Source organism: Planomicrobium okeanokoites (genome assembly GCF_003428875.1).
GTDB classification, from domain to species: Bacteria; Bacillota; Bacilli; order Bacillales_A; family Planococcaceae; genus Planococcus; species Planococcus okeanokoites.
The window spans coordinates 158,246-183,645 of sequence record NZ_QQRS01000004.1 but is presented as its reverse complement, the minus strand read 5'-3'; the positions used below and the strand labels follow the sequence as shown (position 1 = coordinate 183,645).

Sequence of the window (25,400 nt, the reverse complement as noted above, 5' to 3'; positions counted from 1 at the left end):
TTTTGTTTAGGCGTTTAAAACTCTGACGGAACGTGAATTGAATAAGTAACAGGTAAATTCCGGAATAATGCTGGATGGAAGTCGTGTTCTGAATAATTATAAAGGAACGGAAAGAGGTCCTGATGATGAATAAATTCAGCTACAGATCCAGGATATTGTATTTTGCGCTGATCGCTTTTTTCAGCCTTGGATTTTTCCTGCTGCAGCTTTATGCAGTGATGAACAATGAAGTGGGGACCGGCTCTTATGTATTGCTCGTTTTGTGGGGGCTGATGGTGGCATTCGGCCTGGGCGGTATTTTTTATACGATGGCGAAGAGGAAGAAGGAACGCGGACAATAGGTCTGCGTTTCTTTTTTTGGAAAAAACCGAATTTAAGGGAAAGTTTGCAAATACGGAAGCAGGCAATATATATGATAAAGTGGTTGGTAACAGAAGAAGCGGGAGTGAAGAGAATGACGAAGAAATTGAATCCTGAAGAAGTGGTCGGACTGATCGGTCAAGGAGCCGATATCATCATCCCGATTGCCAACGGTGAACCGATCAAATTGCTGGATATCCTGGAAGAGAGGGCGGATCAGCTGAATGATGTAAAGATCCATCAGATGCTGGCTTTGCGTGAACGCAGCTATATTAAAGGGGAGCTCGAACAATTAAAGCATGTATCCTATTTCCTGAGCGGTGCGACCCGCAAAGTTTATCAGCAGGCGAAGATGGAGTTAGTGCCGAATAATTTTCATGAAATTCCAAAGATGTTGAAAAAGACGACGAAAATGTCCATGATCATGACTGTGGCTTCGCCAATGGATGAACATGGCTATTTCACGTTTGGCACTCAAGCTGATTACGTGGCCGAATTTGTCGGGGAAGTTCCGTTTATACTTGAAGTCAATGAAAATATGCCGAGAACTTACGGCCACAACCAAATTCATATCAGCCAAATCGCCGGTTTCGTCGAGCACCATGCACCTTTATCTGAAGAAAAAGCAGGGGAGATCAGTGACAAGGATTTATTAATTGCGTCATCGATCATTGAAGACATTAAAGATGGCGATACGCTGCAAATCGGTATCGGCTCGGTTCCGAACGCCGTCATCAGCATGCTGAAAGATCATCGCCACCTCGGTATCCATACGGAAATGCTGCCGGACGGCGTCGTGGATCTGGTGAAAGCCGGCGCTGTCGATGGCACACGTAAATTCACGAACCGGGGAAAAGTCATCGCAACTTTTGCCTACGGTTCGAAGAAGCTATATGATTTCCTCGATAATAATCCGGTGGTTGAATTCCTGCCGGTCAGCACGGTAAATGACCCACGGGAAATCGCTAAAGAAAAGAATATCGTTTCGATAAATGCCACAACAGAAGTGGATCTTTTCGGTCAATGCGCTTCTGAGACAGTTGGCGGAAAATACTATTCTTCAAGCGGCGGACAAGTCGACTTTGCGCGCGGCGTGCGTTTCGCGGAAAATGGCAAAGGCTATATCTGTATGCCGTCGACTGCCAAAGGCGACAGCCTGTCCCGCATCAAGCTGCAATTGGCGCCGGGCTCCGTCGTCACGACCGGCAAGAACGATGTCGATAATATCGTCACAGAATACGGCATGGCCCGCCTCCACGGCGTCTCTATTTCAGAACGCGCCAAGCGCCTGATCAGCATCGCTCATCCGAAATTTCGTGAAGAATTGATGTTTGACGCCAAGAAGAACGGAATTATTATTTGATGTAATAAAGTCATTTGACAGCCTATGATTACTGGACCGGAGAAAGCGCTGCTTTCTCCGGTTTTTTATCGTGGATGTCAGAAAGTGGCTGCCTGATGAGGTTGCAGCGCTTCACAGCTCAAGACACAACCTTTACTTTCCCTGTAAAACCCAATATACTTACTTAGGTAAATAATTTACAGGGAGCAGTTAGCATGGAGAATCTTTTGTTTCATGAAATCCATCAGAAATCCCGCTTGGCGATTAAAGAAGTCAATGAGGTTCTGAAGGGATATGAATTATACAGTGCACAATGGTCGATTTTATTTTGCTTGAAGCAATTTGGCCCGATGACACAAAAGGAAATTTGGCAGTACTTGAACGTGGAGGCACCGACCGTTACCCGGACCGTTTCAAAGCTGGAGGAAAGCGGCTGGGCCGAACGGAAAGAAGGGGGCGACAAACGCCAGCGCATTGTCTGCCTGACAGCTAAGGCAGAATCGAAAGTTGCTGAAATCGAAGAACGGGTCACGGCGATTGAAAATGGCATGCTTTCGTATTTGAGCCGGGAAGAACAGCAGCAATTAAAAGCTTTGCTGAAAAAGATCCATTCTGCAGAGCGGACTGAAAAGGATGTAACAAATGATTGAGAGAAAACCGATTTGGACAAAAAGCTTCATCAATATATCTGTGAGCACTTTTTTTATTTTTACAGTATTTTACGCGTTGCTGACATTTGTGCCGCTGTATGTGCTGGAAGATTTAAACGGTACGGTGGCGGAAGGCGGCATGGCCACGTCCGTGTTCCTGGTCAGTGCCATCATCATGCGTCTGGCTGCGGGAATGATCCTCGATAAATTCGGCAATAAAGAAGTGCTCGTGTTTTCAGTGCTGATGTTTGCCATCAGTACGATTCTCTATATCTTCATCGGCACATTTGCGGCGCTGCTCCTTCTGCGCTTTTTCCACGGCATCTGGTTCAGCCTTGTAACCACGGTGGCGGGTGCAATCGCAGCTGATATTATTCCGCCTGAGCGCCGCGGTGAAGGCATGGGTTATTATGCCATTGCCATGAACCTGGCTGTGGTGGCAGGACCGTTCATCGCGCTGACTTTGCAGCCGTTAGTGTCCTCTCGGGTTATCTTCATCATTTTCGGGGCAATCATGGTTATTGGTTTTGTCTGCGCTTTGCTGGTCCAGGTGGAGAAGATACCGAAAGAAACAGCGGCTCGTCGCAAGCTTGCCCTCAGCAATTTTCTGGAAACGAAAAGTATGCCGATTGCCAGTGTCGGATTCCTTATTTCTTTCGCTTATGCCAGCATCATCACATTCATCTCGGTCTATGCCGATGCGCTAGGTCTTTTACAGACGGCAAGTTTCTTCTTCGTCGTCTATGCAGTGGCGATGCTGCTGGTACGGCCGTTTACTGGGCGGCTGTTTGACGCAAAAGGCCCGGATTATGTCATCATTCCTTCAATCATCGTCTTCGCCATCGGCTTATGGACCCTCAGTTATACGACATCTTCCTGGATGCTGCTGTTGTCGGGGGCGTTGATCGGATTGGGGTATGGGACTTTGCTGCCGAGTTTTCAGACGCTGGCGATCGAGGCTGCCGATAAACACCGGAGCGGATACGCAACAGGCACCTTTTTCGCCTTTTATGATACCGGTATTGCTATTGGAGCGGTTGCCCTCGGCGTGATGGCTTCTGCTCTCGGCTATTCGAAACTGTATTTGACCCTGGCGATTTTTGTCTTGCTGATCGGTGTTTATTATAAATGGATAAGCGCCAGAACTGCCGGTTCTGCAAGAAGCTGAACCGGGTCAGGTTTTATTTAATATGGAAAATACATTATACTGAAAAGATAGTCTGCAAGCAGAAGGGGTTTTTGTTTTTCATGGGACAAAAAAATGAGGAATTATATAATTACATACTTAGCAATAAAAAAAAGCTGACGGAGGAATGGCTGGGCAGCCGGAAAAAAGCGGATGGCTCCATGTATTCGAGTAATGTCTCTTCTCAGGTGGAAGAACAATTGAAGAAACAGAATGATGCTTTTATAGAAGCGGTGACTTCCGTTTTCATCAAAAGTGAAGATGAATTTCTTGTGGAACTGGAAGAATGGGTGGAAACAATCGCGACAGCGCGTGCCCGCCAATCCGTGCCCTTGCATGAAGTGATTGCGCAGATTCGGGTATTCCGCGGAATCTACTGGGGCTATGTACGCAAGTTCTTCAATGAGGATTTTGATGCAAACAGTGACGATGCGTTAAACTGGGCAGAAGTCTTGAACGACTCTTTCGATTACATTATCGAGCGCTTCGCCATCCGGCATTACGAAGCCGATCAAAGGATGCTCCAGAGTCAGCGGCAGATGATTTACGAACTGAGCAGTCCTGTCATTCCGATCAAAAAAGGGGTCGGCATCCTGCCGTTAGTGGGAGATATCGATACCCACCGCGCTAAAATCATTTTGGAAACCGCCCTGGAACAAAGCGTGAAACAGCAACTCGATACGCTTTACATCGATTTATCGGCAGTGGCCATCATCGATACCATGGTGGCGCAGCAAATTTTCCAAGTGATGGAGTCGCTGAAAATCATCGGTGTGCAGTCGGTGCTGTCAGGCATCCGGCCGGAAATTGCCCAGACCGCCATTACATTGGGCATCAATTTCAAAGACATCAAAGTCCACGCAAACCTGATGCGTGCTTTGGAGACTCAAGAATAGAAAAAAACCAGCCACAAGTTAACGCTTGCGGCTGGTTTTCGGCTTGTTGAAAAAGAAAATTAGGAAAGCGATATTCCACAAAACAGCTCCGCTTTCCTGGTGGCTCGCGCTGAGCTAACTCGGTCTCGTTCCACTTCGCCCGAGTGGATCTCAGCACTTCGCTTAGTCACCTGGGAGTCTTCGCTGTTTTGTTCCATATCTCAGAAACGCTTTCTATAAAGAAGTAATCTAACTATTTTTGTTTTTGAGAAAAATATTCACTTGCTTCTATAGATATAAAATGTAGCAGCAGACGGCGACTCCTGCAGGAAACAGAGCGAGTCCTGAGACCCCGCAGAGAGCGAAGCTCACGAGGAGGCTCAGGCAGCTCCCTGCGGAACGCGTCCGTCTGCAGCGAAATGATTGAAGCAGATGATCTTTCTCGACAGCCTAAAAACCAGCCACAAGTTAAATCTTGCGGCTGGTTTTTTTCATTTAAAGTACATAATAATAAACGGCCAGGAAATGGCACAGGCTGCCGAGCAGTATGAAGATGTGGAAAATTTCATGGAAGCCGGCGTATTTGAAAGACAGGAAGTTTGGTTTCAACCCGTAAATGATGCCGCCTACTGTATACATGATACCGCCGCCGACCAATAGGGATAAGCCGACCGCTGACAGATTTTCTGCCAAAGGCACAACAGCAAATACGATGATCCAGCCCATTACAATGTAGATAGCCGTCGAAAGCCAGCGCGGTGAGTGGAACCAGACCATTTTAAAGAGGATGCCGCTGATTCCAAGAACAGCCACCAGAGAGAATACGATCCAGCCGAGTGAGCCGTCGAGTGCAATCAGGCAGAAAGGAGCGTATGAGCCCGCGATCAACAGGAATATCATCGAGTGATCCAATTTTCTCAGGAATGCAATGGTTTCCGGTTTCCCTTTTGCCGCGTGATAAACAGTCGAGGCCGTATAGAGGCAGATCAAGCTCGCACCGAAAATGATGACTGACACGATGTGGAGAGTCGGCAGTCCAGTGGAGCTCGCTTTGATGACCATAGCTAATAGGGCCGCGATGGAAAGGACACCACCGATTAGATGGGATATAGCGTTAAAAGGTTCTCTGAAATATGTATCCATAAAATATCTCCTCTTCATTACATAGTTTTAATAACTACTTAATATAATATACGTAGTTATTTTGCTAGTCAAGTTTGGCTATTCGGTGATCATAGTATAAAATTAAAGCAATCGCTTTTGATGAGGGGGGATTCGAATATGGCGGATGCCAAACAGTTAATAGACAAGCTCGCGCTGGAGAAAAAAATTCCGACCGAAGAAATTCCCAGAATAGATTTGTACATTGATCAAGTCATTCAATTGTTTGATACGGGTTTTGCTGAAACGAAGAGGAATCCGGAGGAGAAAATCCTGACCAAGACCATGATCAATAATTATGCCAAAGGGAAATTATTCTATCCGGTGACCAATAAAAAATATTCCCGGAATCATGTAATGTTAATCAACTTGATTTATCAGATGAAAAGCGCATTATCGATCAATGATGTAAAAAAAGTGCTTGCGGGCATCAATGAAAAAGCGGCACAGAAAGAAATCGATCTTAGCGGTTTTTATGAAAGTTATCTGGAGATTCAGCGATATAACGACGGAATTTTCAAAGAGAATGTGGAGCAGCAGATGGAAAAGGCGCAAACGGAATCGGCGGATTTCGGTGATGACCGCGAAGAGATCGATAAAGTTCTGCTGATTGCGTCGCTCGTCCATATGAGCAATCTTTACAGAAGAGCGGCTGAAATTTTGGTCGATGAAATGGTGGAAGGGGAAGAAGCCTGATGGTAAAAGTATTGATCGATGCAGACGGCTGCCCGGTAGTGGATCAGACAATCGCTGCTGCGCGGAAATATAAGCTGGATGTGATTCTGTTATGTGATACGTCACATGAGATGTACAGGGAAGGCGCTGAAACGGTGACTGTCTCCAAGGGTCCGGATGCCGTCGATTTCGTGCTGGTCAATCGGGTGAAAAAAGGGGATATAGTCGTGACGCAGGATTATGGCCTGGCTGCGATGGTACTGGCAAAGCAGGGCTATCCGATTGATCAGAACGGCAGGCTCTACTCGGAAGAGAACATTGACCAGCTTTTGCATGGCCGGCATATTGCCAAAAAAATCCGTCAGGGCGGCGGCCGGATGAAAGGTCCGAAAAAGCGTAAACCGGAAGACAATGAAAAATTCACGATGAACCTGGAAGGGTTGATTGAAAAGATAGGAACACGTTAAACGATGGAGATGGCCTTGCATAGGCTGTCCCATCGTTTTTCATTTCATTTGCAGGGAGTAAAAACTTTTCAAGAGGGAATAATGTAAAAAATACGGAAAATATCCGAAAGGGGATTGGCATGGATAAAATATTGATTGTCGTGACAAATCATTCGGCGCTGGGACCAAAAGGGAAGAAAACAGGATTATGGTTGAGAGAGCTTACGGATTTTTACCATGAAGTCAAAGACCGTTATGGAGTGGATATCGTCAGCACAGCAGCTGACCGGGTTCCGATTGATCCGCGAAGCTTGGTGGGGGCTGTGACACATAAGCAGACACGGAATTATTATATGGATGATGATTTCATGGTCCAGCTGAAAAAACCGTTGGTGCCTGAACAAGTGGATCCTGGAGATTATGCAGCAATCTACTTTACCGGCGGGCACGGTACGATGATGGATTTTCCGGACGACAAAGATTTGCAGGAATTGACCCGTGAGATTTATGAACAGGGCGGCTATGTGGCCGCTGTTTGCCACGGGCCAAGCGGCATCCAGAACGTGCGGCTTTCGAATGGCCGGCTTTTGGTTTCGGGCCATGTCGTAACCGGGTTCTCGGATGTGGAAGAGAAAGCGCTGGGCATGTATAAGCATATCCCTTTTTCTCTCGAGCAGGTATTGAAGGAGCGAGGCGGGCTTTATAAAAAAGCTTCTGTACCCATGGCCGCTTGCACAGTGGTTTCAGGCAGACTCATAACCGGCCAGAATCCGGCTTCGGCAAAAGGTGTTGCCCTGAAGCTGCTGGAACAGCTTGAAACGTTCAGGCAGAAAGAAAATAAGGACGTCTATGTACTGTGAAGATGAAAAATCTTCGTTTTTCCTAATTAAACTTAATTTTTAAGGGTATACAACATTATATAGTGGAAATATAAAGTTTTATTTGGAGGGATTCGATGAAAAATTCAACAATGATTTCATTATTGACCAGTGCTTTTGCGGCTGCAGCCGGGATTTTTGTGTATAAATCCTATCAGGAAAAAGCGAAGCAGGAAGCGCTCGATAAAGATGTGCATATGCATAACAGCAAGGAAATCGACCAGCGCGAAAGTGTTGAAGCGGATGAAGATGACGCGGAAAAAGGTTTGACCCAGTTGGATTCGGCCTACCGTGATGAATGGCAGGCTAATGCTTTCCCGCAAACACACAGAGAGCTTGAAGAATTGGAAAAAGACAAATAATACATGGATTTTCAGAGCGGAAGTAAAGAGATTTTTACTTTCGCTCTTTTTGGCGGTTTCATTTAGAGGGAGGAGGAAGCCATTTGTGGATTAGAAAACCATTTTTTGAGTATGCCACTGGCGCATTGCTGATATTGATCATCCTATTTTTCCTTGGCAAGATCGATTATGCGCTGTGGCCGTTCAAAGTTATAATTACTACACTTTTTGCGCCTATTTTAATCGCTGGCCTGTTTTATTATCTGCTTCGTCCGCTGGTGAATCTGCTGAGGCGCTATGTACCGAAATTAGCTGGCATCGCCATTGTTTTTGCTGTCATCGCATCCATTTTTGCAATTGGAATCTATTTTTTTGGACCGACAGTCAAGGCGCAGGTAGAGAGCTTTTTGGAATTGGCGCCGGAAAAAGTGGAGGAAGTGACAGAGGAATCTGAAACAGCTATGGCGAGATTCGAATTCATGGGGCTCCAGGGATCTGAAATTCGCGCAAGGGCATTATCTTATATACAATCCGCTTCGGACGGGCTGGTCGACAATGTTGCCAGCATCTTAACTGCATTGATGAATATTGCAGTCGTCATCATCGTCGTGCCATTCATACTTTTCTTCTTATTGAAAGATGACGAAAAACTTGTTCCGCATATTACGAAATATCTGTCTGAAGAACATAAGCCGGAAGGCAGGAAACTATTGAGCGATGTGGATGCGACTTTATCCGCCTATATCGTCGGACAGGCACTGGTGGCAATGACCGTCGGTGTGCTGATGTTTATCGGTTATTGGATTATTGGGTTGGAGTACGCATTATCTTTAGCTATTTTTGCGATGTTCCTGATCATAATCCCTTTTTTGGGACCGATTCTGGGCATCATTCCTGCCATATTCGTAGCTCTGGTCAATGGCGAACCATTGATGGCGGTCAAAGTTGTACTCGTTCTGCTCGTTGTTCAGCAATTGGAAGGCAATCTGATTACGCCGAACATCATGGGTAACCGCCTTAATATTCATCCTTTGACGATCATCCTCTTGTTGATGATCGCAGCAGCCCTCTATGGATTTATCGGACTTTTGATTGCTATCCCGCTGTATGCCGTAGTAAAAACACTGGTTCATAATTTCAGGCTTTTTATCAGGCTGAGAAAGAAACGGGAAGTTGCACAAAGTTCTGACTGACCACAGAGAAATATATGATTATCTTATTAAGTTTGAGAATATTATGATATATTAGTAATGTACTTAATTTATACAAAGGGGGAAATATGATGAAAAAGTTCAGTTTTATTGTGATGCTTTTAGCATTGATGCTGTTTATCGCGGCATGTGGATCCGATGATGAATCGACTTCCGGGGGAGAAGGAAGCGGTACTGAAGGCGGCGAAAGCAAAACATATCAAGTGGGAATAGACACGACTTACCCGCCGTTCGAATATGAAGTGGACGGGGAATATACAGGGATTGATATTGACCTGATCAATGCGATTGCTGAAGATCAAGGGTTTGATATCGAATTCAACCCGATGGACTTCGGCGGAATCATTCCAGCTTTGCAGGCCGGTCAATTGGATATTGCGATTGCAGGGATGAGTATTACGGATGAACGTAAAGAAGTAGTGGATTTCTCCGATCCTTATTTCGATGCAGGATTGACGCTTGTTGTTCAATCGGATAACTCGGAGATCACTTCTATGGAAGATCTTGAAGGCAAAACAGTTGCGGTTAAGAGCGGGACAACGGGAGCACAATTTGCCCGTGATAACGAAGAAGAATATGGTTATGAAATTGCACAATTCGAAGACAGCCCATCCATGTTCCAGGAAGTATCGAACGGAAATGCGGATGTCCTTCTTGAAGACTACCCTGTCATCGCTTATGCGATTGCTGAAAGTGGTCTTGATCTGAAAACTGTAGGTGACCGCCTGACTGGTGACCAATATGGTATCGCAGTGCTGAAAGGCGAAAATGCTGAAGTGCTTGAACAGATCAATGCTGGTCTTCAGGCATTGCGTGACAGCGGCGAGTACGACGAAATTTTGAACAAATACATTTCTGAATAACACAGGGGATGCAGCGCGCAGATGCGCGCTGCGTTTTTTATAGGATAAGAAATTGTACATTTTTAAGTTTAAGAAAGCTTTAAAGGGAGCGGATTTTGTCCAGACTACAGCGGCCTAGCTCTTGGGATCATAAGTCACTTCGGCTGTTCGGCTGAAAAACGCCGCTTCGCCAAATCGCCTTATGCCCGTCAGAGCTTAACGGACGCTTTCGCTTTTTTTATGGAAGGGGCAACGTGAATGGAAACTTGGATTAATGCCTTGCCATATTTACTGGAAGGCTTGCAGATTACACTTTATATTTTCTTCATCGCCATCATTATCGGATTTTTAATCGGTTTGCTTATGGCTTTGCTGCGCTTGTCGCCGTTCAAGATATTGAACTGGATAGCCAAGATTTTCGTTGATGCGATTCGCGGAACGCCGTTTATCGTTCAATTGTTCTTCATTTATTTCGGATTGAACTCTCTGGAATTCATTTCGATGGACAATACCACAGCCGGTATTGTAACCGTAGCAATCAATGCCGGGGCCTATTTCTCGGAAATCATCCGTGCTGGTATCCAATCAATCGATAAAGGGCAGACGGAGGCGGCTCGTTCACTGGGGTTGAATTCGACTCAGAACATGCGCCACATCATTTTGCCGCAGGCATTCAGACGGATGCTGCCGACTTTCACCAACCAGGCAATCATTTCCTTGAAAGATACATCTCTTCTTTCTGTAATCGGTGTTGCCGATTTGACCCAGGAAGGGCGTATCCAGGCAAGTGCGACTTTCCAGGCGTTTGAAATCTACTTGCTTCTTGGTATCATTTACTTCATCGTCATATACTTGCTCTCCATGCTGGCGAGCTTTGTAGAAAGGAAGTTTGTATTACGATGACTATGATCAGAGTTGAAAACCTAAAAAAATCATTCGGCGACCTTGAAGTTATTAAAGATATGAGTACAGTGGTCGAAGAAAAGGAAGTCATTTGCGTAATCGGCCCGTCCGGTTCAGGCAAAAGTACTTTTCTTCGCTGTTTGAACCGGCTGGAAGAGATCACGGACGGCCATGTCTATATCGAAGGCGTCGATATTACCGATCCAAAGAATAACATCAATAAAATCCGGCAGGACGTCGGCATGGTGTTCCAGCAATTCAATCTGTTTCCGCATAAGACCGTGATGCAGAATATTGTCCTGGCTCCTATGAAGCTGAAGGGCATGGATAAAGCCACTGCTGAGAAAAAAGCGAATGAGCTGCTCGATAAAGTAGGGTTGCGCGAAAAGGCGCAGGCTTATCCGGGTGAACTTTCAGGCGGCCAAAAGCAGCGCGTCGCGATTGCACGGGCACTGGCTATGGACCCGAAAATCATGTTGTTTGATGAGCCGACATCTGCGCTTGATCCCGAAATGGTCGGGGATGTACTGGATGTAATGAAGGAACTTGCGCGGGAAGGCATGACAATGGTGGTTGTAACCCACGAAATGGGCTTCGCTGCCGAGATGGGCGACCGCGTCCTGTTTATCGACGGCGGATACATCGTCGAAGAGAACGTTCCGAAGGAATTATTCGGCAATCCGCAGCACGAACGGACGAAAGCTTTCTTGAGCAAAGTTTTATAGACAGAAAAAATCCTTACCGAGATTTCGGTAAGGATTTTTTGTTTGTCGCTTTTCTGTGTTCAGACTCCGAAGAGTTGAACGGGCGTCGTCACTTTTCTATTCTTCGTCAAACACATGTACTTTCGTCATTTTGTCGCCGTTTTTCATTGCGCGTGCAACTTCCACGCCTGCAGCGTCAACTTGGCCGAACACTGTGTGAACGCCGTCAAGATGCGGCTGAGGCTCATGTACGATAAAGAATTGGCTTGAGCCAGTGTCTTTGCCGGCGTGTGCCATCGACAGACTGCCTGCCTGGTGTTTATGCGGGTTGTTGTCAGTTTCACACTTGATCGTTTTGCCGCTGCCGCCAGCGCCTGTTCCAGTCGGGTCGCCGCCTTGGCTTACGAAGCCAGGGATAACGCGGTGGAATGTTACATCGTTATAGAAACCGGAGTTAGCCAGTTCCTCAAAGTTTGCTACAGTGTTTGGTGCTTCATTCGGGAAAAGTTCGAAATTGATGATTTCGCCGTTTTCCATGTGGATGTGGCCTTTTTTCGCCATTAAAAACATCTCCTTTTCGGTTTGTTCATTCTCAAGTATAGCGATTTTGACGGTCTGTGTATAATGATTTGACGGTCACAGCGCTTTCAGCAATCCGCCATCGACAATCAGTGATTGGCCGGTCATGTAAGAATTAGCGGAAGAAGCAAGGAACACAAGGATTTTCGCGAACTCTTCAGGTTCTCCCATACGTCCTCTCGGAATCTGCTTCTCGGTATTTTCAACGACCTGTTCAACCGTCAGATTTTGCTTGTCAGCGGCAATCTGGTTGAGTTCAGCTACCCGGTCCGTCGAGATTTTGCCCGGTCCGACTGTATTGACCATGATGTTATCGCCAGCCACTTCACGCGCCAGGGTTTTCGCGAAACCGACCATTCCCGCGCGGAAGGTGTTCGATAAAATAAGTCCGTCCAGAACTTCTTTCGTCGACGAAGATGATACATTCACGATGCGCCCGAATTGCTGTTCTTTCATATAAGGGAGAACAGCACGGGATGCGCGGATGTAACTGAGCAGATTCTGGTCGAAAGCTTTGTGCCAATCTTCATCCGTTACGCCATCAAATCCGCCTGCTTTCGGTCCGCCGGTGTTATTGATCAGAACATCCACGCGTCCCGCTTTATCAGCGACGAATGCAAAGAAATCCGCAATGTCCTTTTCATCTGTCATATCACACGACTTGAAGAAGACTTGATCGTTCTGCGATTGCTGTTTGATTTCTTCCGCAGTTTCCCGCAATTTATCTTCACTTCTGCTTGAAATGAAAACGATGGCGCCTTCTTTGGCAAATTCCATCGCTGTCGCTTTTCCAAGTCCTTTGCTGGATGCCATGACCGCCACCACTTTATCTTTCAATCCCAAATCCATCTGTTCTTCACCCTTTCCATTTAATCTACAATTCCCAGTTTACCGAATCAAGTGGCATATTGCAGTTCAATCGTGCTGGAATTCTGAATTTTCCTTCGTATATCTCCGTCAATAGTCCAATAGCGTGAAATAGGATAGAATATGATAGGATATAAATATTGATACTAATGGGAGTGTTTTAAATGGAAGAACGCGAAATTTTTGATATTACGATTATCGGCGGCGGGCCAACAGGCTTGTTTGCTTCCTTTTATGGCGGTATGCGCAAGATGAAGGTGAAGATTCTAGACAGCCTGCCGCAACTCGGAGGCCAATTGACTGAACTTTATCCTGATAAATATATTTACGATGTCGGAGGATTTTCCAAAGTACTGGCGAAAGATCTGGTGGATAACCTGACTGTTCAAGCCAACTACGGTGATCCGACAATTTGCCTTGAAGAAACAGTGTCAGCGGCGGAACGCCACGGAGACCACTTTGTGATCCGTACCGATAAAGGGGAACATTACTCGAAAACGATCCTGTTGACTGCGGGAGTCGGGGCTTTCCAGCCGCGGAAATTGGCAGTTGAAGGCGCTGAAGAGTTTGAAGGAAAAACGCTGCATTACGGAGTGAAGGACCTGACATTGTTCAGCGGCAAAAAAGTCGTCGTCCTTGGCGGCGGAGATTCTGCAGTGGACTGGGCAATGATGCTGGAAAATGTAGCGGATCAGGTGACACTTAGCCACCGACGCGATAAAATGACGGCTCACGAAGCCAATGTAGATACAATGATGGCATCAACTGTAAATGTCATGAAGCCATATGGCGTCCAGGAATTGGTCGGTGAAAACGGAGAAATCCGCGAATTGGTACTGATCGATAAAGAAGGCAACGAAGAGCGTCTTGAAGTTGACCACGTCATCGTCAACTACGGAAATATTACGTCTCTTGGACCGTTGAAAGAATGGGGCCTTGAGATGGAGAAAAACTCTGTTGTCGTCAATTCCAAAATGGAAACAAGCATCGAAGGCATCTATGCTGCCGGAGATGTGGCCACTTACGAAGGTAAAGTGAAATTGATTGCAGTAGGATTTGGTGAAGCGCCGACGGCCATCAATAACGCCAAAGCTTATCTTGATCCGAAATCCAAAGTCCAACCGCTTCACAGTACGAGCGTGTTTAAATAATGAAGAAAATTCCCGCATTTTGCGGGAATTTTTTTTATAGTCAAAGGAGATTTAATCGAAAGGGCTCTTGAAGTAGCGCAGGACAATGAAAAATCCCGTAGCCGATCATAAACAGCTGCTAGCCGATCACAAATTTTCCGTAGCCAATCATAAACAGCTGCTAGCCGATCACAAACGCCCCGTAGCCGATCATAAACTCATCTGCCGGACATTTTAAGCTGTGCGTTTAAGTTTTTTATACAAAAAATCGCTTAAATTGAAGAATGCTGCCCTAACAGGCTTAAAAATCTGAAGAACTTCAATGGAAATGCAAATAAATCAAAAAGCCATGATGAATCTTACTTCAGTTCAATATTTTCTTTTTAACTAAATTGTTATAATAAGTAAAAAACATTCATGCCACAACCAGCAATAACTTAATGACAAGGGCGGTTAATATGGGTAAACTTTTCTTTTACAGTGATCAGATAGCTGAAACACCCGGGAATAGAAGGCTGGATGAACGGCTTCTGGAGGGCTTGGACCCAGAGACGGCCAAAATCGCCTATATTCCTTCCACAGAAGATAAAGAACAAAAGTATTACACACTTAAAGCGGAATATTACCGTGGCTATGGAATTCGCAATATGATGTTTTTCGACCTGTACAGTGAATTTGATTCGGGGAAAATTGAAGAATTGCTGCAATGTGACATCATCCACCTTTCTGCAGGAAATCCGATTGAACTGCGGCAAGCCTTGAGGCGCAGGGGAATGGACAAACATTTAAAGGCGTATTTCAATCAAGGTGGACTTTTGGTTGGAGTAAGTGCCGGAGCTGTGCAATTCGGCAAGTCGACGAAATTATTTCAGCTGTATGCTGATGATTCCGGTGAAACGATGGAAGCATTGCGATTCGTCGATTTTGAGTTCCTTCCGCATTATAATCGGTGGAATGAGATATTTAAGGAGCAGGTGCTAGACTATGTCCGAGCAACCGGAACCATAGTCTATGCAGGAAATGATGGAGATGGCCTGATCGTAGAGGACGGCGAAATTCAATTTATCGGAGACGTTATTGCCTTAAACGGTGAGTAATTGACAAGAATGACGAAAAAACAAAAAGCATTTCCGCTTCGTCAGCGGAAATGCTTTTTGTTTATTGTCTTCTGACTCTCTTGGTTTTATTGACCAATGGATCCTGCGAAGCGGCTTTGAAGAATGCAATGCCCATCAGCAGGACGACTACGGAAAACGGCAAGGCCGCGATAATCAGGATATTCTGTAATCCCTGTGTACCGCCAGAGAAGATGACGATTGCTGCGACTGCCGATTGGATCAGTCCCCAGGTGATTTTCACAAGGTTCGGAGGATTGATCATTCCGCCGGTCGTCTGCATGCCCAATACGAAAGTGGCGGAATCCGCAGAAGTGATAAAGAAGATGGCGACTACGAAAAGGGTCATGATCGACATCACGGTTCCAAGCGGGTAATTCTGCAGAACACCGAAAGTGGCTGTTTCCAGGCTATATTCGGAAATCTTAGCAATCCCGTTCTGCTCCAGGTTCAGTGCTGATGCACCGAATACGGCGAAGAAGATGAAACATACTATAGAAGGAACGAATAAGACGCCAAGTACAAATTCCTTTACTGTGCGACCACGGGAGATGCGGGCGATAAATATTCCGACGAAAGGCGCCCATGAAATCCACCATGCCCAGTAGAAGATTGTCCAACCGTTCACCCAAGCGCGCCGATCGGTATTCAATGGTTCCAAATGGAAGCTCATCGAGAAGAAGTTAGATAAGTAACCACCCAGGCTGTTTGTGAAAGTATCCATTATATAGAGCGTCGGTCCGACAATCAATAACAGGAGGACAAGGGCAAAAGCGAGCACCATATTGATATTACTGAGGTATTTAATCCCTTTGCCGATTCCTGACCAGGCAGAGATGATGAATAAAACAGTTGCGACTGCCAGTATCAATAATTGAAACGGAAAGGTATTGGGGGTTCCTAACAGAAAGTGCATGCCTTCATTGATTTGGGCTGAACCGAAACCGAGTGTAGAAGCGACACCTACTATGGTGGCGAAGACCGCCAACACATCAATTAGTTTACCGAGCGGTCCGGCCATGCTTTTTTTGCCGAACAAAGGTATTAAGGTAGCACTGATAAGACCGGGAGCGCCATTATGGAATTTCGAATACGCCAATACCAGCGCGACCAGGCCGTACACAGCCCATGCATGCAAGCCCCAATGGAAAAATGAAAATTGCATGGCTTCAGTAATTGCTTGGTTAGTGCCGGTTTCAGCGCGGGGAGCACTGATGAAAGCATGTGATATCGGTTCGGAGGTGGTCCAGAAAACCAAACCCATTCCCATTCCGGCACTGAAGAGCATGGCGAACCAGGAAAGCAGCGAAAATTCCGGCTCATCGTCCTGTTTTCCCAGTTTAATAGAAGAAAAGCGTGAAAAGATGAGGTAGATGCAGAAAACAAGAATGATGAAAACAGTGGTTAAGTAGTACCAGCCGAACACGCTTGAGATATCGGCCGTCAGATTCCCTGTCATTTCCTTGAAGTTTTCGGGAGCGATGAAGCCCCAGGCTACAAGGGCAATACAGGTTGCCAAAGAAATCCAGAACACGGATGTAACATTTCTCAAATTGACTCCTCCTTTAATAAGGATATTTGACCAGTGGAATACCTGCTGGAAATATTCTGACCAAACAAAACCTTCAAAATTACAGCTGAACTGTATTCTTGCAAAAAACCCCTGAAAACGCAAATCGATGCTATGTATAAAGGGTTTGCTTCTTACTTGGTTTAGCCTATTTTTTGCAGCTGTAAACGCAAATAATGAAATGGGGAATTAAGGAAACCCGAAAAATATCTCGAACCCCGAATAAATAGTTTTATTACAAGCTGTAATATATGGCACTTTCACGTAACGTAATTGTTAAATTAGAACTGTCGTTTTGTCATTGTACTGAAATGTTTAGGTGTTATAGTTTGTCTTGTGTTAGTGAAAAGGAGGAATTTCATTATATGAAAAAGCAAATCGTGACACTAACGGCAATCGCAGCTCTTAGTGTAGGCGCGGCAACAACGGCAAGCGCTGATTCAACGTATACAGTCAAATCCGGTGATACTCTGTGGGGCATCTCACAAGCGAACAATGTATCAGTAAGTGAGTTAAAAGGGTGGAACGATCTTTCGTCAGATTTGATCTTCCCGAAACAACAGCTTAGCATTGGCGAAGAAAAGCAAGAAGCAGCAACAGAGAAATCATCTTATACAGTTAAAAGCGGTGACACGTTATACCGCATCGCAGTCAATCATGGCATCTCTTTAGACCAGCTGATGAGCTGGAACGGCATAACAGGCCACTTGATCTATCCTGGTGACAAATTGGTAGTCAGCGGCGGAACAGCAATTTCAGTTCCTAAAGCACCGGCGACTTCACAAACTTCAGCACCAGCGCCAGCGCAGTCAACTGCACCGGCACAATCATCTGCACCTGCTAAAGCACCACAATCAGGTAAAGAAATGACAGTATCTGCAACAGCATATACAGCATTCTGCACAGGATGTTCAGGTGTTACTGCAACTGGCATCGACTTGCGTGCGAACCCGAACCAAAAAGTAATCGCTGTTGACCCAACAGTTATTCCACTTGGATCTACAGTATGGGTTGAAGGCTACGGAACAGCAATCGCTGGAGACACTGGCGGAGCTATCAAAGGAAACAAAATTGACGTGTTCATCCCGTCAAGAGATGCAGCTCTTCAATGGGGCCGCAAAAACGTAACAATCAAAATTCTTGAATAGAATAAACTAGCTACAAAGCCGAGGTGACCATTCCCTTGGCCTTTTTTTATGGAAAAAAACCGGTTTGTGTTAAAACGGATGATTAATTTGTAAGAAGATTCCGATATTTAGTGGAATTCAATTGTTTAATTCGATACACTGGAAGAGAACGAAGATGCAATGAAGTAGAATCCGTAAATGGGAAAAAATATGTACCATAGGAGGATGCAGCATGGCGATGGATATTAAAGTGATTGAGGATTTAAACAAGTTGGATGTTTCCAAACTAGTGGAGGAGAGCGAAGCGGAAGGTTACAGATTCCTGAGACGATTGGTCAAGCAATATGAAGATGGGACCAATACATTCAATAAAGCCGGTGAAGTGCTTTACGGTGTATGGGATCCGGCAGGGGAATTGGTGGCAATCGGCGGATTGAACAGAGATCCTTATTCGGATAAAAGCGGAATCGGCAGACTGAGAAGATTTTATATTTCTGAGCATGCACGCAGACAAGGCATAGGCACGAAATTGCTGAAAGAGATCTTAAATTATGGACAAGGCCATTTCAGTGAAATCGTTGTCCGGACTGATTCATCCATTGCGGACGCTTTTTACAGGGCGAACGGGTTCTCCGGCGATCTCGGTATGCCTGATGTTACACATCATATTGTATTGGATAATGAATTCTCCAAAGAAGCGAAATAAATCAGTATAAATTTGAAAGCTGCCGGAAACTTTCGGCAGCTTTTTCATTTTGCATATAGATTAATTAGATATAAATCAATACTATTGAAATAACAAATCGCTTATAAAAAATGAAAAGAGATGAAATATGAGAAAAGTGACGGTAACAGATTACCAGCCCGAATGGAGACAGCAGTTTCAGCTTGCGGCAAAAGAGCTGAGAGAATTATTCGGAGCGGAATGCATTGAAATTCATCATATTGGCAGCACTTCAATAGAAGGAATGGCGGCTAAACCGGTGATTGACTTGATGCCGGTGGTACGTGAAATAGAAGTTGTTGACGGATTGATAAGTGAAATGGAAAAGCGGGGCTATGAATCAAAAGGAGAGAACGGATTGCCTGGCCGCAGATATTTCCAGCGGGGCGGCGATGAACGCATCCATCACGTCCATATTTATGCCGCAGGGAATCCTGAAATAGACAGGCATTTAGCATTCAGGAATTATTTAAGGGAAAATCCCCAAGAGGCGGAAGAATATGGTATCTTGAAAAAGAAACTGGCACATGATTTCCCATATGATATCGAACAATACATTGCAGGCAAAGAAAGATTGGTTGCCCGCATCGAAAAAAACGCCAGAGGTGAAACGTGATGGAGATGTCGAATTGGAAAGGTGCTGCCGGAATTTGTTTCAATAGGCAGCAGGAAGTTTTGATGGTTTTGCAAGGGCCGCCGGAAGAGGAAAAGAAATGGGGGTTGCCTTCAGGACCGCCGGAAGGAAACGAAACACTGGAAGAAAGCTGTGTTCGTGAATTCTTTGAAGTGACTGGGCTGGAGGTACGAGTGCTTAAAAGCGCGGGAGTGAAAAATGACAGTTTTGACAACGCTGATGTATCTGTAGAGTTGCATTATTTTCTGGTGGAGGTTCTCAGGGGCGAAATCATTATGCCAGAAGAAGATCCTTGGATTCAGGATATTGTGTGGCAGCCGATTGAAGAGCTGGAATCATTGAACCTCGCAGATCCTGACGAAGCGGCACTGATCAAATCTGTAATCGAAAATTAGAGATGGAATATGGGGGATGGAAATTTTGGAGATGTTCGGACGCATAATGATGGCGTTGTTTATTGGTGCTTTGATCGGGGCGATGGGACTCCTGGTGTTGCTGATCGTAGCACTGAATGGCGACTTCCAGTTTATCGGCCTTGTGATTGCTGTCGTAATTTCATTGTGGCTGCTGTATCTGTTTGTAGATATAGATTTGTATAAAAAGCCGAATGGAAAGAGAATTGCAACAGGAATTATCGCTTTTTGTCTATTGATTGGAGCTGCATTTTCTGTTCCCCATTATTATAAGGAAAGTTTTGCGAAGGTCGACGGGGAAGTGGATCTTTATGAATATGAGCCTTTTACAGACAGCGAAAAATTGGCGCAGCCGGATTCACCATCCAGTTTTAAAATAGAAAACGACTTGCCGAAGCTTGACGGTGCTACAGCGCTTTATCCGCTGTATGCTGCATTTACTGAAGCAGTCTATCCAAGAGGACAATATCCGCCTTATGATCCCGCTTTCAGCAAAGTAGTTTCCACGACTACTCCTGAAGCGTATGACCGACTCATCGAAGGCAAGGCAGATATCATTTTCGTTGCCGGCCCGTCCAGTGGCCAATTAAAAAAAGCCGAGAACTTGGGGGTTGAACTGAAAATGACACCGATCGGCCGGGAAGCTTTTGTCTTTTTCGTCAATTCGAGAAATCCGGTTGACGGTTTGAAGAGCGAAGAAATTAAGAGGATCTACTCAGGGGAAATGACAAATTGGTCAGAGCTTGGCGGGAAGAATGATGAAATCCGTGCTTTTCAACGGCCGGTCGACAGCGGCAGCCAGACCACTTTCCTGAAATTCATGAGTGATACTCCTGTCCAGAAGCCGGAAATAGAAGAAATGGCTTCGGGTATGGGCGGCATCATCAGTGAAGTGGCAAGCTACAGGAACTATAAGAATGCCATTGGTTATACATTCAGGTTCTTCGCAGTGGATATGGTGCAGAACGATAAAATCAAATTGTTGGCGATTGACGGTGTAGAGCCGACCATTGAAACGATTCGTTCCGATGAATATCCGATGGCTTCAGAGTTCTATGCCGTTACGGCAGGGTCCGACAACCCGAATATTGAAGCTTTTATCGAGTGGATTGTTTCGGAAGAAGGACAGGAATTGGTGGAACGCACCGGTTTCGTCTCTGTTAAGTAAAGGATTAGAAATCAAATAAGCGGGTATTTTATTAAAGTGACACATTATTAGAGGAGGGGAAGGCATGAAGAAGGATAAAGAAAATCACGAAGGTGAAGAATTGATTCCTGAAGTCGAGCCCCGTCGAAATGCGCCAAAAGATAAAGAAATGGATCCGATGCCGGATCGTGAATTGGAGTATGAAGAAAACTCCAATGAAAAATACAGAGACCAAAATTAATAATTACTTTTAAAAGCAAGTCTTCGCGGGCTTGCTTTTTTTAACTATTATATATTGCCGTTAACAGAGGAGGTCCGGCTGTGCCAAAATATACATTCAAACATGCGGTTTGGCAAGAAGAAGAATCAGAAGAAGAAAGAGGATTTATGGATTTATTGCCGGAAAATATCCTCAGCCATTCCTGGCTCAACGAATCGAAGGAGATGACCGTCAATATACTCCACGCGGATACAGCAAAACGGGGGAAAGAAGCGATCTGGGGATCGTTGATTTACAGACAGAACCCCGATGATAAAAACGACCTGAGGACATTGCATTTCTTTTTATCGACGGATATCCTGCTGACAAATAAACTCGATTACGATGAAGACGAAGATATGGACAAGAAAAAAATTCTTCAGCAAATGGACGAGGCAGAGACGCCTTTAGAGTTATTGATGATTTTACTCGGGGCAATGACAGGATCTTTACTGCATAAAATCGATGGTTTTGAAGAAAGGCTGCGCAATCTGCTGTGGAAAATCAGGGAGCAGAACAATAAACAGACGCTTGCAGAAATTGAGAATATCCGCCACGAAATTCTGCTGTGGAAAAATATCATTTTGGGATTTGTCGAAATGAAGCTGGTTATGCCCGAAACCTTCGGCAGAAATGTAACGGATGGTCCTGAATATTACCGTACCGCTGCGCGGATTGACCGGATCAGCATGCTGATCGACGCGTATGAAGATGAAGTGAATAATATGGTGGACATGGAAAATGTCGTTGCCAATTACCGAGGCAATGAAATTATGAAGACGCTGACAGTACTGACGACATTATTTACTCCAGTGATGGCTTTTGGTGCATTATGGGGCATGAATTTCGAGCATATGCCCGAATTGACTTGGACATTCGGTTATTTGATATCGCTGATCATCATCATAGTTTCAACGGCTATTCTCTATTATTACCTGAAAAGCAAAGGATGGACGGGAGATATCCTGCAGTCCATAAAAAAGGAAAGCTCGATCAAAAATAGCCAGCGGGAATGATTCTGCCGGTTATTTTACTTGAAATCGATCCATATGGAATATTCTGATTTCGTATTGACGGTTAGACCGGTATCGATTAAAATGGAACAAATGAACGAAGGAGGTGGGTATGATGAATCAAACTGGTAAGCGCATGACGGAATGTCAGGAATATCTCTACATTCTGCATGGCGTCACTTTCACTGGAATCGATGCAAGGGGGGAGTCTGTCCTTTTTCAGCAAATCGAATCATGTGAAATTTACCAGTAAGAGACATCTGCCTGCAAACGGAAAGACCAAAAGGCATGCGTCTTTACATGCCTTTTTTGTTTTGGCCGGCGTCTCTTCCATAGATGAAAGGAAGAGAACTATGATAATCAGCCAATTTCAACATTTACAATGCCATTTTGCTACACATAAATTATTTAACCATATAAAAGGAGAAGTTGCGGAAGGCAAACGAATCGGCCTTGTCGGCCGCAATGGGGAAGGAAAAACCACCTTGTTGAACATTCTGGCCGGCGACCTGGAACCGGAAGAAGGCACAGTGACCTGGAAAAAGGGGAGTGTCGCCGGTTTATTGAAGCAAACACCGGATGAACAAGGAGATATCTCAGTCCATGAATTATTGACCGCTGTCTTTTCCGATCTCAAAGAAACACAAGAACAGTTGATTGGGATGGAGAAGCGGATGGAATCGGCAGCACCGGCAGAACTTGAGAAATTGCTGTCCCGTTACGGCAGTGTTCAGGATGAGTTTATCCGGCGCGGCGGTTATGAAATCGATGTCAGGATTGACCAGGTATTGAACGGATTAAAAGTCAGCCACTTGAAAAACGAAAGCTGGGACCATCTGAGCGGCGGAGAGCGCACCAAAGTGGGACTCGCAAAATTATTGCTGCAGGAACCGGATCTGTTGCTGCTGGACGAACCGACAAATCACCTTGATCTGGAAGCGATAGAGTGGCTCGGCTCGTTCATCAGCCATTATAAAGGGACTGTCGTCCTTGTCTCGCATGACCGTTATTTTCTTGATGAGACCGTTACGCATATATGGGAATTGGATCAGGGGGACCTGATCCAATACACGGGAAATTATTCCGCTTACGTGAAAGAGCGGGAAGCTCGGTTGTTGATCGAATTTCAACAGTTCCAGGATCAGCAGAAGAAGATCCAGAAAATGAAGGAAACGATCAAGCGGCTGAAAGAATGGGCGAACCGGGCCAATCCGCCGAATGCGGGCATGCACAGAAGAGCGAAAAGCATGGAGAAGGCATTGGCGCGTATTGAAGTGCTCGACCGGCCGGTTCTTTCAAGAAAACAGATGGCCCTCGATTTTCAATCCGGCGAGCGAAGCGGCCGGGATGTGGTTTTGATGGAAGACGTTTGGAAAGGTTATGGTGACCGCATCCTTTTCCACGATGCTTCACTCCATATCCGATTCGGCGAACGTGTGGCAATTGTCGGCTCCAACGGAACAGGCAAAACGACCTTGCTCAATCTTATACTTGGCAAAGAAGAGATAGATGCCGGTACAATCAGAACCGGCAGCAGCTTATCTGTCGGCCATTTATCACAGCATACGCTTGAAATGGACAACGACCGGAGCATCATAGACGAATTCAGGGATGCAGTGCCGGTTTCCGAATTTGAAGCCCGGCATTTATTGGCGAAATTCCTGTTCTTTGGCAATATGGTCTTTCAACCGGTCCGGCAATTGAGCGGCGGAGAACGAATGAGGCTGCGCCTGGCGCAATTGATGCACATGAACCATAACTTGCTGGTACTGGATGAGCCGACCAACCATTTGGATCTGGAAGCAAAAGAAGTTATGGAAGAGGCATTGGCGGACTTTCCTGGGACGATTATTGCGGTCTCGCATGACCGCTACTTCCTGGATAAATTGTTTCCGGTGACCTATTGGCTCCATGACCAACAGATTGAGCGTTTCGAAGGCGGTTATTCTGCGGCGAGAACCAAGCGTGGATTGATGTCGGTCAAATAATATTTTTTCCGTTAAGCTTGTAAGACTCGCAGTTATGGCATAATGGGGGAAGTTATGAATTTGACTTTCGAAGGAGCAAATGGAGTTATGGCTGCAATTGGTACAATACCGACTAATATATCTTTACTCAGTGCACTAGACCATATCGGGGAAACGATCATGATTGCGGATACTTCCTATAATATCAAGTGGATGAATTCGGAAGCTTGCCGTCTGTTGAATGAAGTTGCGCCTTTATTCGGCATATCGGGCTGTGAAGAAATGATCGGGATGAATATGGATTTATTCCATAGAATGCCTGATCACCAAAGAAAAGTGATGGACGGATTAAAAGACGTCCACCGCGCAAGAATCAACATCCGAAATGAATTTGTCACGGATATTGTCATCACGCCGATTAAGGAAGAAGAAGGCAGTATTGATGGCTATATCATTATGCTGATGGATGTCACGACCCAAGCGGAAGAGAAGGAACGGACGGAGAAACTGCTCAAAGAATTATCTATTCCCATGCTTCATATCTGGGACAAGACGCTCGCGCTTCCGTTGATCGGTGAATTCGATAAAGCGCGTTCCAACCAATTGACTGCTTCGGTCCTGACTGAATGCGCCGAAAAAGGCATTGAATATGTCCTTCTTGATTTAAGCGGTATAACGGAATTTGAGAACCAGGTGCGGTACCAGATCCAAATGATGGCGGATAGTCTCAGTTTGATAGGTACCTCCTGCATATTGGTTGGCATCAACCCGCAACTGGCAATGTCGATTGTCCAATTGGAAAGCAATATCCCGACATTCAGTTCAGCTTATTCAGGACTGCATTATATAATGGAGAAACAAGGGGAATAAAAAAAGCGGCCATCTGAATTTCAGATGTGCCGCTTTATTTTGTCTCTGCAGTAGTTTCAGGTGGCGCTTCGATCCATTCCTGGGACCAGCTTTGGATTTCATCCATCACCGGTTTCAATGACTTTCCTTTTTCGGTCAGTTCATATTCGATGCGGACTGGCGTTTCAGGATAGACAGTGCGTGATACCAATCCCTGTGCTTCGAGGTTTTTCAGACGTTCAGAAAGCAGGCGTCCGCTGATACCGATCACTTCGGTCAACTTGCTGAAGCGCTTCGGACCTGATAAAAGCTGATAGATGATCAACCCTGTCCAACGCTGGCTGAGGATGGAAATAGCAGATTCGAAACGAGGACATATAACGGATGTGTCCATGAGTGCTCACTCCTTTCTTCATATAATAGCACAGCTTA

At 45.4% G+C, this 25,400-nt stretch carries 30 protein-coding genes; 25 read left to right on the top strand and 5 right to left on the bottom strand.

Annotated features, from left to right (window positions below):
• The first annotated feature begins 125 nt into the window (after window positions 1-125).
• The 5 genes from D2910_RS10815 to D2910_RS10795 all read left to right on the top strand — a co-directional run bounded on the left by D2910_RS10815 (window position 126) and on the right by D2910_RS10795 (window position 4,434).
• A complete protein-coding gene (locus D2910_RS10815; protein WP_084243186.1) occupies window positions 126-341 on the top strand; it encodes a hypothetical protein in 216 nt (71 codons plus the stop codon).
• A gap of 113 nt (window positions 342-454) precedes the next feature.
• Window positions 455-1,723 carry an acetyl-CoA hydrolase/transferase family protein gene (locus tag D2910_RS10810; RefSeq protein WP_084243403.1) on the top strand — a complete coding sequence of 423 codons (1,269 nt, stop codon included), beginning with the start codon at window positions 455-457 and terminating at the stop codon, window positions 1,721-1,723.
• 194 nt (window positions 1,724-1,917) lie between these two features.
• A complete protein-coding gene (locus D2910_RS10805; protein ID WP_117313494.1) occupies window positions 1,918-2,352 on the top strand; it encodes a MarR family winged helix-turn-helix transcriptional regulator in 435 nt (144 codons plus the stop codon).
• A complete protein-coding gene (locus tag D2910_RS10800; protein WP_117313493.1) occupies window positions 2,345-3,520 on the top strand; it encodes an MFS transporter in 1,176 nt (391 codons plus the stop codon). Before D2910_RS10805 ends, D2910_RS10800 begins: the two co-directional genes overlap by 8 nt.
• Window positions 3,521-3,600: 80 nt before the next feature.
• Window positions 3,601-4,434 carry an STAS domain-containing protein gene (locus D2910_RS10795; protein ID WP_165850175.1) on the top strand — a complete coding sequence of 278 codons (834 nt, stop codon included), beginning with the start codon at window positions 3,601-3,603 and terminating at the stop codon, window positions 4,432-4,434.
• A 474-nt stretch (window positions 4,435-4,908) separates the two neighbouring features.
• On the opposite strand, the gene trhA is transcribed toward D2910_RS10795, so the two are convergent.
• A complete protein-coding gene (trhA, locus tag D2910_RS10790) occupies window positions 4,909-5,556 on the bottom strand; it encodes a PAQR family membrane homeostasis protein TrhA (RefSeq protein WP_117313491.1) in 648 nt (215 codons plus the stop codon).
• 138 nt (window positions 5,557-5,694) lie between these two features.
• On the opposite strand from trhA, the gene D2910_RS10785 reads away from it, so the two are divergent.
• From D2910_RS10785 to D2910_RS10750, 8 genes are all read left to right on the top strand, one after another.
• The gene (locus D2910_RS10785) at window positions 5,695-6,270 is read left to right on the top strand and encodes a DUF1836 domain-containing protein (RefSeq protein WP_117313490.1); all 576 of its coding nucleotides are present in this window, start codon (window positions 5,695-5,697) and stop codon (window positions 6,268-6,270) included.
• Complete coding sequence (locus D2910_RS10780) at window positions 6,270-6,716, top strand: YaiI/YqxD family protein (RefSeq protein ID WP_117313489.1); 447 nt, start codon at window positions 6,270-6,272, stop codon at window positions 6,714-6,716. Before D2910_RS10785 ends, D2910_RS10780 begins: the two co-directional genes overlap by 1 nt.
• A 119-nt stretch (window positions 6,717-6,835) precedes the next feature.
• Window positions 6,836-7,555, top strand: a complete 720-nt coding sequence (locus D2910_RS10775; RefSeq protein ID WP_117313488.1) for a type 1 glutamine amidotransferase domain-containing protein — start codon at window positions 6,836-6,838, stop codon at window positions 7,553-7,555.
• Window positions 7,556-7,650: 95 nt separating this feature from the next.
• Window positions 7,651-7,935 carry a hypothetical protein gene (locus tag D2910_RS10770; RefSeq protein WP_084243178.1) on the top strand — a complete coding sequence of 95 codons (285 nt, stop codon included), beginning with the start codon at window positions 7,651-7,653 and terminating at the stop codon, window positions 7,933-7,935.
• A gap of 83 nt (window positions 7,936-8,018) precedes the next feature.
• Window positions 8,019-9,107, top strand: coding sequence for an AI-2E family transporter (locus D2910_RS10765; RefSeq protein ID WP_084243177.1), 1,089 nt, complete (start codon window positions 8,019-8,021; stop codon window positions 9,105-9,107).
• Window positions 9,108-9,196: 89 nt separating this feature from the next.
• On the top strand, window positions 9,197-9,988 hold the full coding sequence (locus D2910_RS10760; RefSeq protein ID WP_101802187.1) for a transporter substrate-binding domain-containing protein: 792 nt from the start codon (window positions 9,197-9,199) through the stop codon (window positions 9,986-9,988).
• A 237-nt stretch (window positions 9,989-10,225) separates the two neighbouring features.
• Window positions 10,226-10,870: an amino acid ABC transporter permease gene (locus D2910_RS10755; protein WP_084243175.1), complete on the top strand. Its 645-nt coding sequence runs from the start codon at window positions 10,226-10,228 to the stop codon at window positions 10,868-10,870.
• A complete protein-coding gene (locus D2910_RS10750; protein WP_084243174.1) occupies window positions 10,867-11,595 on the top strand; it encodes an amino acid ABC transporter ATP-binding protein in 729 nt (242 codons plus the stop codon). Before D2910_RS10755 ends, D2910_RS10750 begins: the two co-directional genes overlap by 4 nt.
• 96 nt (window positions 11,596-11,691) lie before the next feature.
• Here D2910_RS10750 and D2910_RS10745 read toward each other — a convergent pair whose 3' ends face one another.
• Window positions 11,692-12,135 carry a peptidylprolyl isomerase gene (locus D2910_RS10745; RefSeq protein ID WP_084243173.1) on the bottom strand — a complete coding sequence of 148 codons (444 nt, stop codon included), beginning with the start codon at window positions 12,133-12,135 and terminating at the stop codon, window positions 11,692-11,694.
• Between the two features lie 75 nt (window positions 12,136-12,210).
• Window positions 12,211-13,002, bottom strand: coding sequence for an SDR family oxidoreductase (locus tag D2910_RS10740; RefSeq protein WP_101802186.1), 792 nt, complete (start codon window positions 13,000-13,002; stop codon window positions 12,211-12,213).
• A gap of 182 nt (window positions 13,003-13,184) precedes the next feature.
• Here D2910_RS10740 and D2910_RS10735 point away from each other — a divergent pair, with 182 nt between their 5' ends.
• Window positions 13,185-14,171: an NAD(P)/FAD-dependent oxidoreductase gene (locus D2910_RS10735; RefSeq protein WP_084243171.1), complete on the top strand. Its 987-nt coding sequence runs from the start codon at window positions 13,185-13,187 to the stop codon at window positions 14,169-14,171.
• Window positions 14,172-14,608: 437 nt separating this feature from the next.
• The gene (locus tag D2910_RS10730) at window positions 14,609-15,247 is read left to right on the top strand and encodes a Type 1 glutamine amidotransferase-like domain-containing protein (protein ID WP_165850174.1); all 639 of its coding nucleotides are present in this window, start codon (window positions 14,609-14,611) and stop codon (window positions 15,245-15,247) included.
• Between the two features lie 61 nt (window positions 15,248-15,308).
• Here D2910_RS10730 and D2910_RS10725 read toward each other — a convergent pair whose 3' ends face one another.
• Window positions 15,309-16,817: a BCCT family transporter gene (locus tag D2910_RS10725; protein ID WP_084243169.1), complete on the bottom strand. Its 1,509-nt coding sequence runs from the start codon at window positions 16,815-16,817 to the stop codon at window positions 15,309-15,311.
• A 383-nt stretch (window positions 16,818-17,200) separates the two neighbouring features.
• Here D2910_RS10725 and D2910_RS10720 point away from each other — a divergent pair, with 383 nt between their 5' ends.
• The 10 genes from D2910_RS10720 (at window position 17,201) to D2910_RS10685 (ending at window position 24,989) form a co-directional block, all read left to right on the top strand.
• Window positions 17,201-17,983 (top strand): LysM peptidoglycan-binding domain-containing protein, encoded by a 783-nt coding sequence (locus D2910_RS10720; RefSeq protein WP_084243168.1) that lies wholly within the window; start codon window positions 17,201-17,203, stop codon window positions 17,981-17,983.
• A 211-nt stretch (window positions 17,984-18,194) separates the two neighbouring features.
• Window positions 18,195-18,668, top strand: coding sequence for a GNAT family N-acetyltransferase (locus D2910_RS10715; protein WP_101802184.1), 474 nt, complete (start codon window positions 18,195-18,197; stop codon window positions 18,666-18,668).
• Between the two features lie 127 nt (window positions 18,669-18,795).
• Window positions 18,796-19,302 carry a GrpB family protein gene (locus tag D2910_RS10710; RefSeq protein ID WP_117313486.1) on the top strand — a complete coding sequence of 169 codons (507 nt, stop codon included), beginning with the start codon at window positions 18,796-18,798 and terminating at the stop codon, window positions 19,300-19,302.
• The gene (locus D2910_RS10705; protein WP_233208572.1) at window positions 19,302-19,715 is read left to right on the top strand and encodes an NUDIX hydrolase; all 414 of its coding nucleotides are present in this window, start codon (window positions 19,302-19,304) and stop codon (window positions 19,713-19,715) included. The genes D2910_RS10710 and D2910_RS10705 overlap by 1 nt, the downstream gene beginning before the upstream one ends.
• A 16-nt stretch (window positions 19,716-19,731) precedes the next feature.
• The gene (locus D2910_RS10700; RefSeq protein WP_240633603.1) at window positions 19,732-20,901 is read left to right on the top strand and encodes a PstS family phosphate ABC transporter substrate-binding protein; all 1,170 of its coding nucleotides are present in this window, start codon (window positions 19,732-19,734) and stop codon (window positions 20,899-20,901) included.
• A 64-nt stretch (window positions 20,902-20,965) separates the two neighbouring features.
• Complete coding sequence (locus D2910_RS16925; RefSeq protein WP_165850173.1) at window positions 20,966-21,121, top strand: hypothetical protein; 156 nt, start codon at window positions 20,966-20,968, stop codon at window positions 21,119-21,121.
• Window positions 21,122-21,201: 80 nt separating this feature from the next.
• Window positions 21,202-22,155, top strand: coding sequence for a magnesium transporter CorA family protein (locus D2910_RS10695; protein WP_084243163.1), 954 nt, complete (start codon window positions 21,202-21,204; stop codon window positions 22,153-22,155).
• 112 nt (window positions 22,156-22,267) lie between these two features.
• Window positions 22,268-22,405, top strand: coding sequence for a hypothetical protein (locus tag D2910_RS16920; RefSeq protein WP_165850172.1), 138 nt, complete (start codon window positions 22,268-22,270; stop codon window positions 22,403-22,405).
• A gap of 100 nt (window positions 22,406-22,505) precedes the next feature.
• Window positions 22,506-24,140: a ribosomal protection-like ABC-F family protein gene (gene abc-f / locus D2910_RS10690; RefSeq protein ID WP_117313485.1), complete on the top strand. Its 1,635-nt coding sequence runs from the start codon at window positions 22,506-22,508 to the stop codon at window positions 24,138-24,140.
• Window positions 24,141-24,194: 54 nt separating this feature from the next.
• Window positions 24,195-24,989, top strand: a complete 795-nt coding sequence (locus tag D2910_RS10685; RefSeq protein WP_240633602.1) for an STAS domain-containing protein — start codon at window positions 24,195-24,197, stop codon at window positions 24,987-24,989.
• A gap of 34 nt (window positions 24,990-25,023) precedes the next feature.
• Here D2910_RS10685 and D2910_RS10680 read toward each other — a convergent pair whose 3' ends face one another.
• Entirely contained in the window at window positions 25,024-25,362 is a 339-nt protein-coding gene (locus D2910_RS10680; RefSeq protein WP_117313484.1) for a winged helix-turn-helix transcriptional regulator, read from the bottom strand.
• Between the last annotated feature and the right edge of the window lie 38 nt (window positions 25,363-25,400).

Excerpts from the sequence above, each read along its gene's own strand:
- D2910_RS10770 (WP_084243178.1), top strand. The coding sequence starts at position 7,651 with ATGAAAAATTCAACAATGATTTCATTATTGACCAGTGCTTTTGCGGCT.
- D2910_RS10680 (WP_117313484.1), bottom strand. The coding sequence starts at position 25,362 with ATGGACACATCCGTTATATGTCCTCGTTTCGAATCTGCTATTTCCATC.
- D2910_RS10815 (WP_084243186.1), top strand. The coding sequence starts at position 126 with ATGAATAAATTCAGCTACAGATCCAGGATATTGTATTTTGCGCTGATC.
- D2910_RS10710 (WP_117313486.1), top strand. The coding sequence starts at position 18,796 with ATGAGAAAAGTGACGGTAACAGATTACCAGCCCGAATGGAGACAGCAG.
- D2910_RS10705 (WP_233208572.1), top strand. The coding sequence starts at position 19,302 with ATGGAGATGTCGAATTGGAAAGGTGCTGCCGGAATTTGTTTCAATAGG.
- D2910_RS10745 (WP_084243173.1), bottom strand. The coding sequence starts at position 12,135 with ATGGCGAAAAAAGGCCACATCCACATGGAAAACGGCGAAATCATCAAT.
- D2910_RS10795 (WP_165850175.1), top strand. The coding sequence starts at position 3,601 with ATGGGACAAAAAAATGAGGAATTATATAATTACATACTTAGCAATAAA.
- D2910_RS10785 (WP_117313490.1), top strand. The coding sequence starts at position 5,695 with ATGGCGGATGCCAAACAGTTAATAGACAAGCTCGCGCTGGAGAAAAAA.
- abc-f (WP_117313485.1), top strand. The coding sequence starts at position 22,506 with ATGATAATCAGCCAATTTCAACATTTACAATGCCATTTTGCTACACAT.
- D2910_RS10805 (WP_117313494.1), top strand. The coding sequence starts at position 1,918 with ATGGAGAATCTTTTGTTTCATGAAATCCATCAGAAATCCCGCTTGGCG.
- D2910_RS10735 (WP_084243171.1), top strand. The coding sequence starts at position 13,185 with ATGGAAGAACGCGAAATTTTTGATATTACGATTATCGGCGGCGGGCCA.
- D2910_RS16920 (WP_165850172.1), top strand. The coding sequence starts at position 22,268 with ATGAATCAAACTGGTAAGCGCATGACGGAATGTCAGGAATATCTCTAC.
- D2910_RS10730 (WP_165850174.1), top strand. The coding sequence starts at position 14,609 with ATGGGTAAACTTTTCTTTTACAGTGATCAGATAGCTGAAACACCCGGG.
- D2910_RS10715 (WP_101802184.1), top strand. The coding sequence starts at position 18,195 with ATGGCGATGGATATTAAAGTGATTGAGGATTTAAACAAGTTGGATGTT.
- D2910_RS16925 (WP_165850173.1), top strand. The coding sequence starts at position 20,966 with ATGAAGAAGGATAAAGAAAATCACGAAGGTGAAGAATTGATTCCTGAA.
- D2910_RS10700 (WP_240633603.1), top strand. The coding sequence starts at position 19,732 with ATGGAAATTTTGGAGATGTTCGGACGCATAATGATGGCGTTGTTTATT.
- D2910_RS10685 (WP_240633602.1), top strand. The coding sequence starts at position 24,195 with ATGAATTTGACTTTCGAAGGAGCAAATGGAGTTATGGCTGCAATTGGT.
- D2910_RS10780 (WP_117313489.1), top strand. The coding sequence starts at position 6,270 with ATGGTAAAAGTATTGATCGATGCAGACGGCTGCCCGGTAGTGGATCAG.
- D2910_RS10740 (WP_101802186.1), bottom strand. The coding sequence starts at position 13,002 with ATGGATTTGGGATTGAAAGATAAAGTGGTGGCGGTCATGGCATCCAGC.
- D2910_RS10800 (WP_117313493.1), top strand. The coding sequence starts at position 2,345 with ATGATTGAGAGAAAACCGATTTGGACAAAAAGCTTCATCAATATATCT.
- D2910_RS10750 (WP_084243174.1), top strand. The coding sequence starts at position 10,867 with ATGACTATGATCAGAGTTGAAAACCTAAAAAAATCATTCGGCGACCTT.
- trhA (WP_117313491.1), bottom strand. The coding sequence starts at position 5,556 with ATGGATACATATTTCAGAGAACCTTTTAACGCTATATCCCATCTAATC.
- D2910_RS10810 (WP_084243403.1), top strand. The coding sequence starts at position 455 with ATGACGAAGAAATTGAATCCTGAAGAAGTGGTCGGACTGATCGGTCAA.
- D2910_RS10760 (WP_101802187.1), top strand. The coding sequence starts at position 9,197 with ATGAAAAAGTTCAGTTTTATTGTGATGCTTTTAGCATTGATGCTGTTT.
- D2910_RS10775 (WP_117313488.1), top strand. The coding sequence starts at position 6,836 with ATGGATAAAATATTGATTGTCGTGACAAATCATTCGGCGCTGGGACCA.
- D2910_RS10755 (WP_084243175.1), top strand. The coding sequence starts at position 10,226 with ATGGAAACTTGGATTAATGCCTTGCCATATTTACTGGAAGGCTTGCAG.
- D2910_RS10720 (WP_084243168.1), top strand. The coding sequence starts at position 17,201 with ATGAAAAAGCAAATCGTGACACTAACGGCAATCGCAGCTCTTAGTGTA.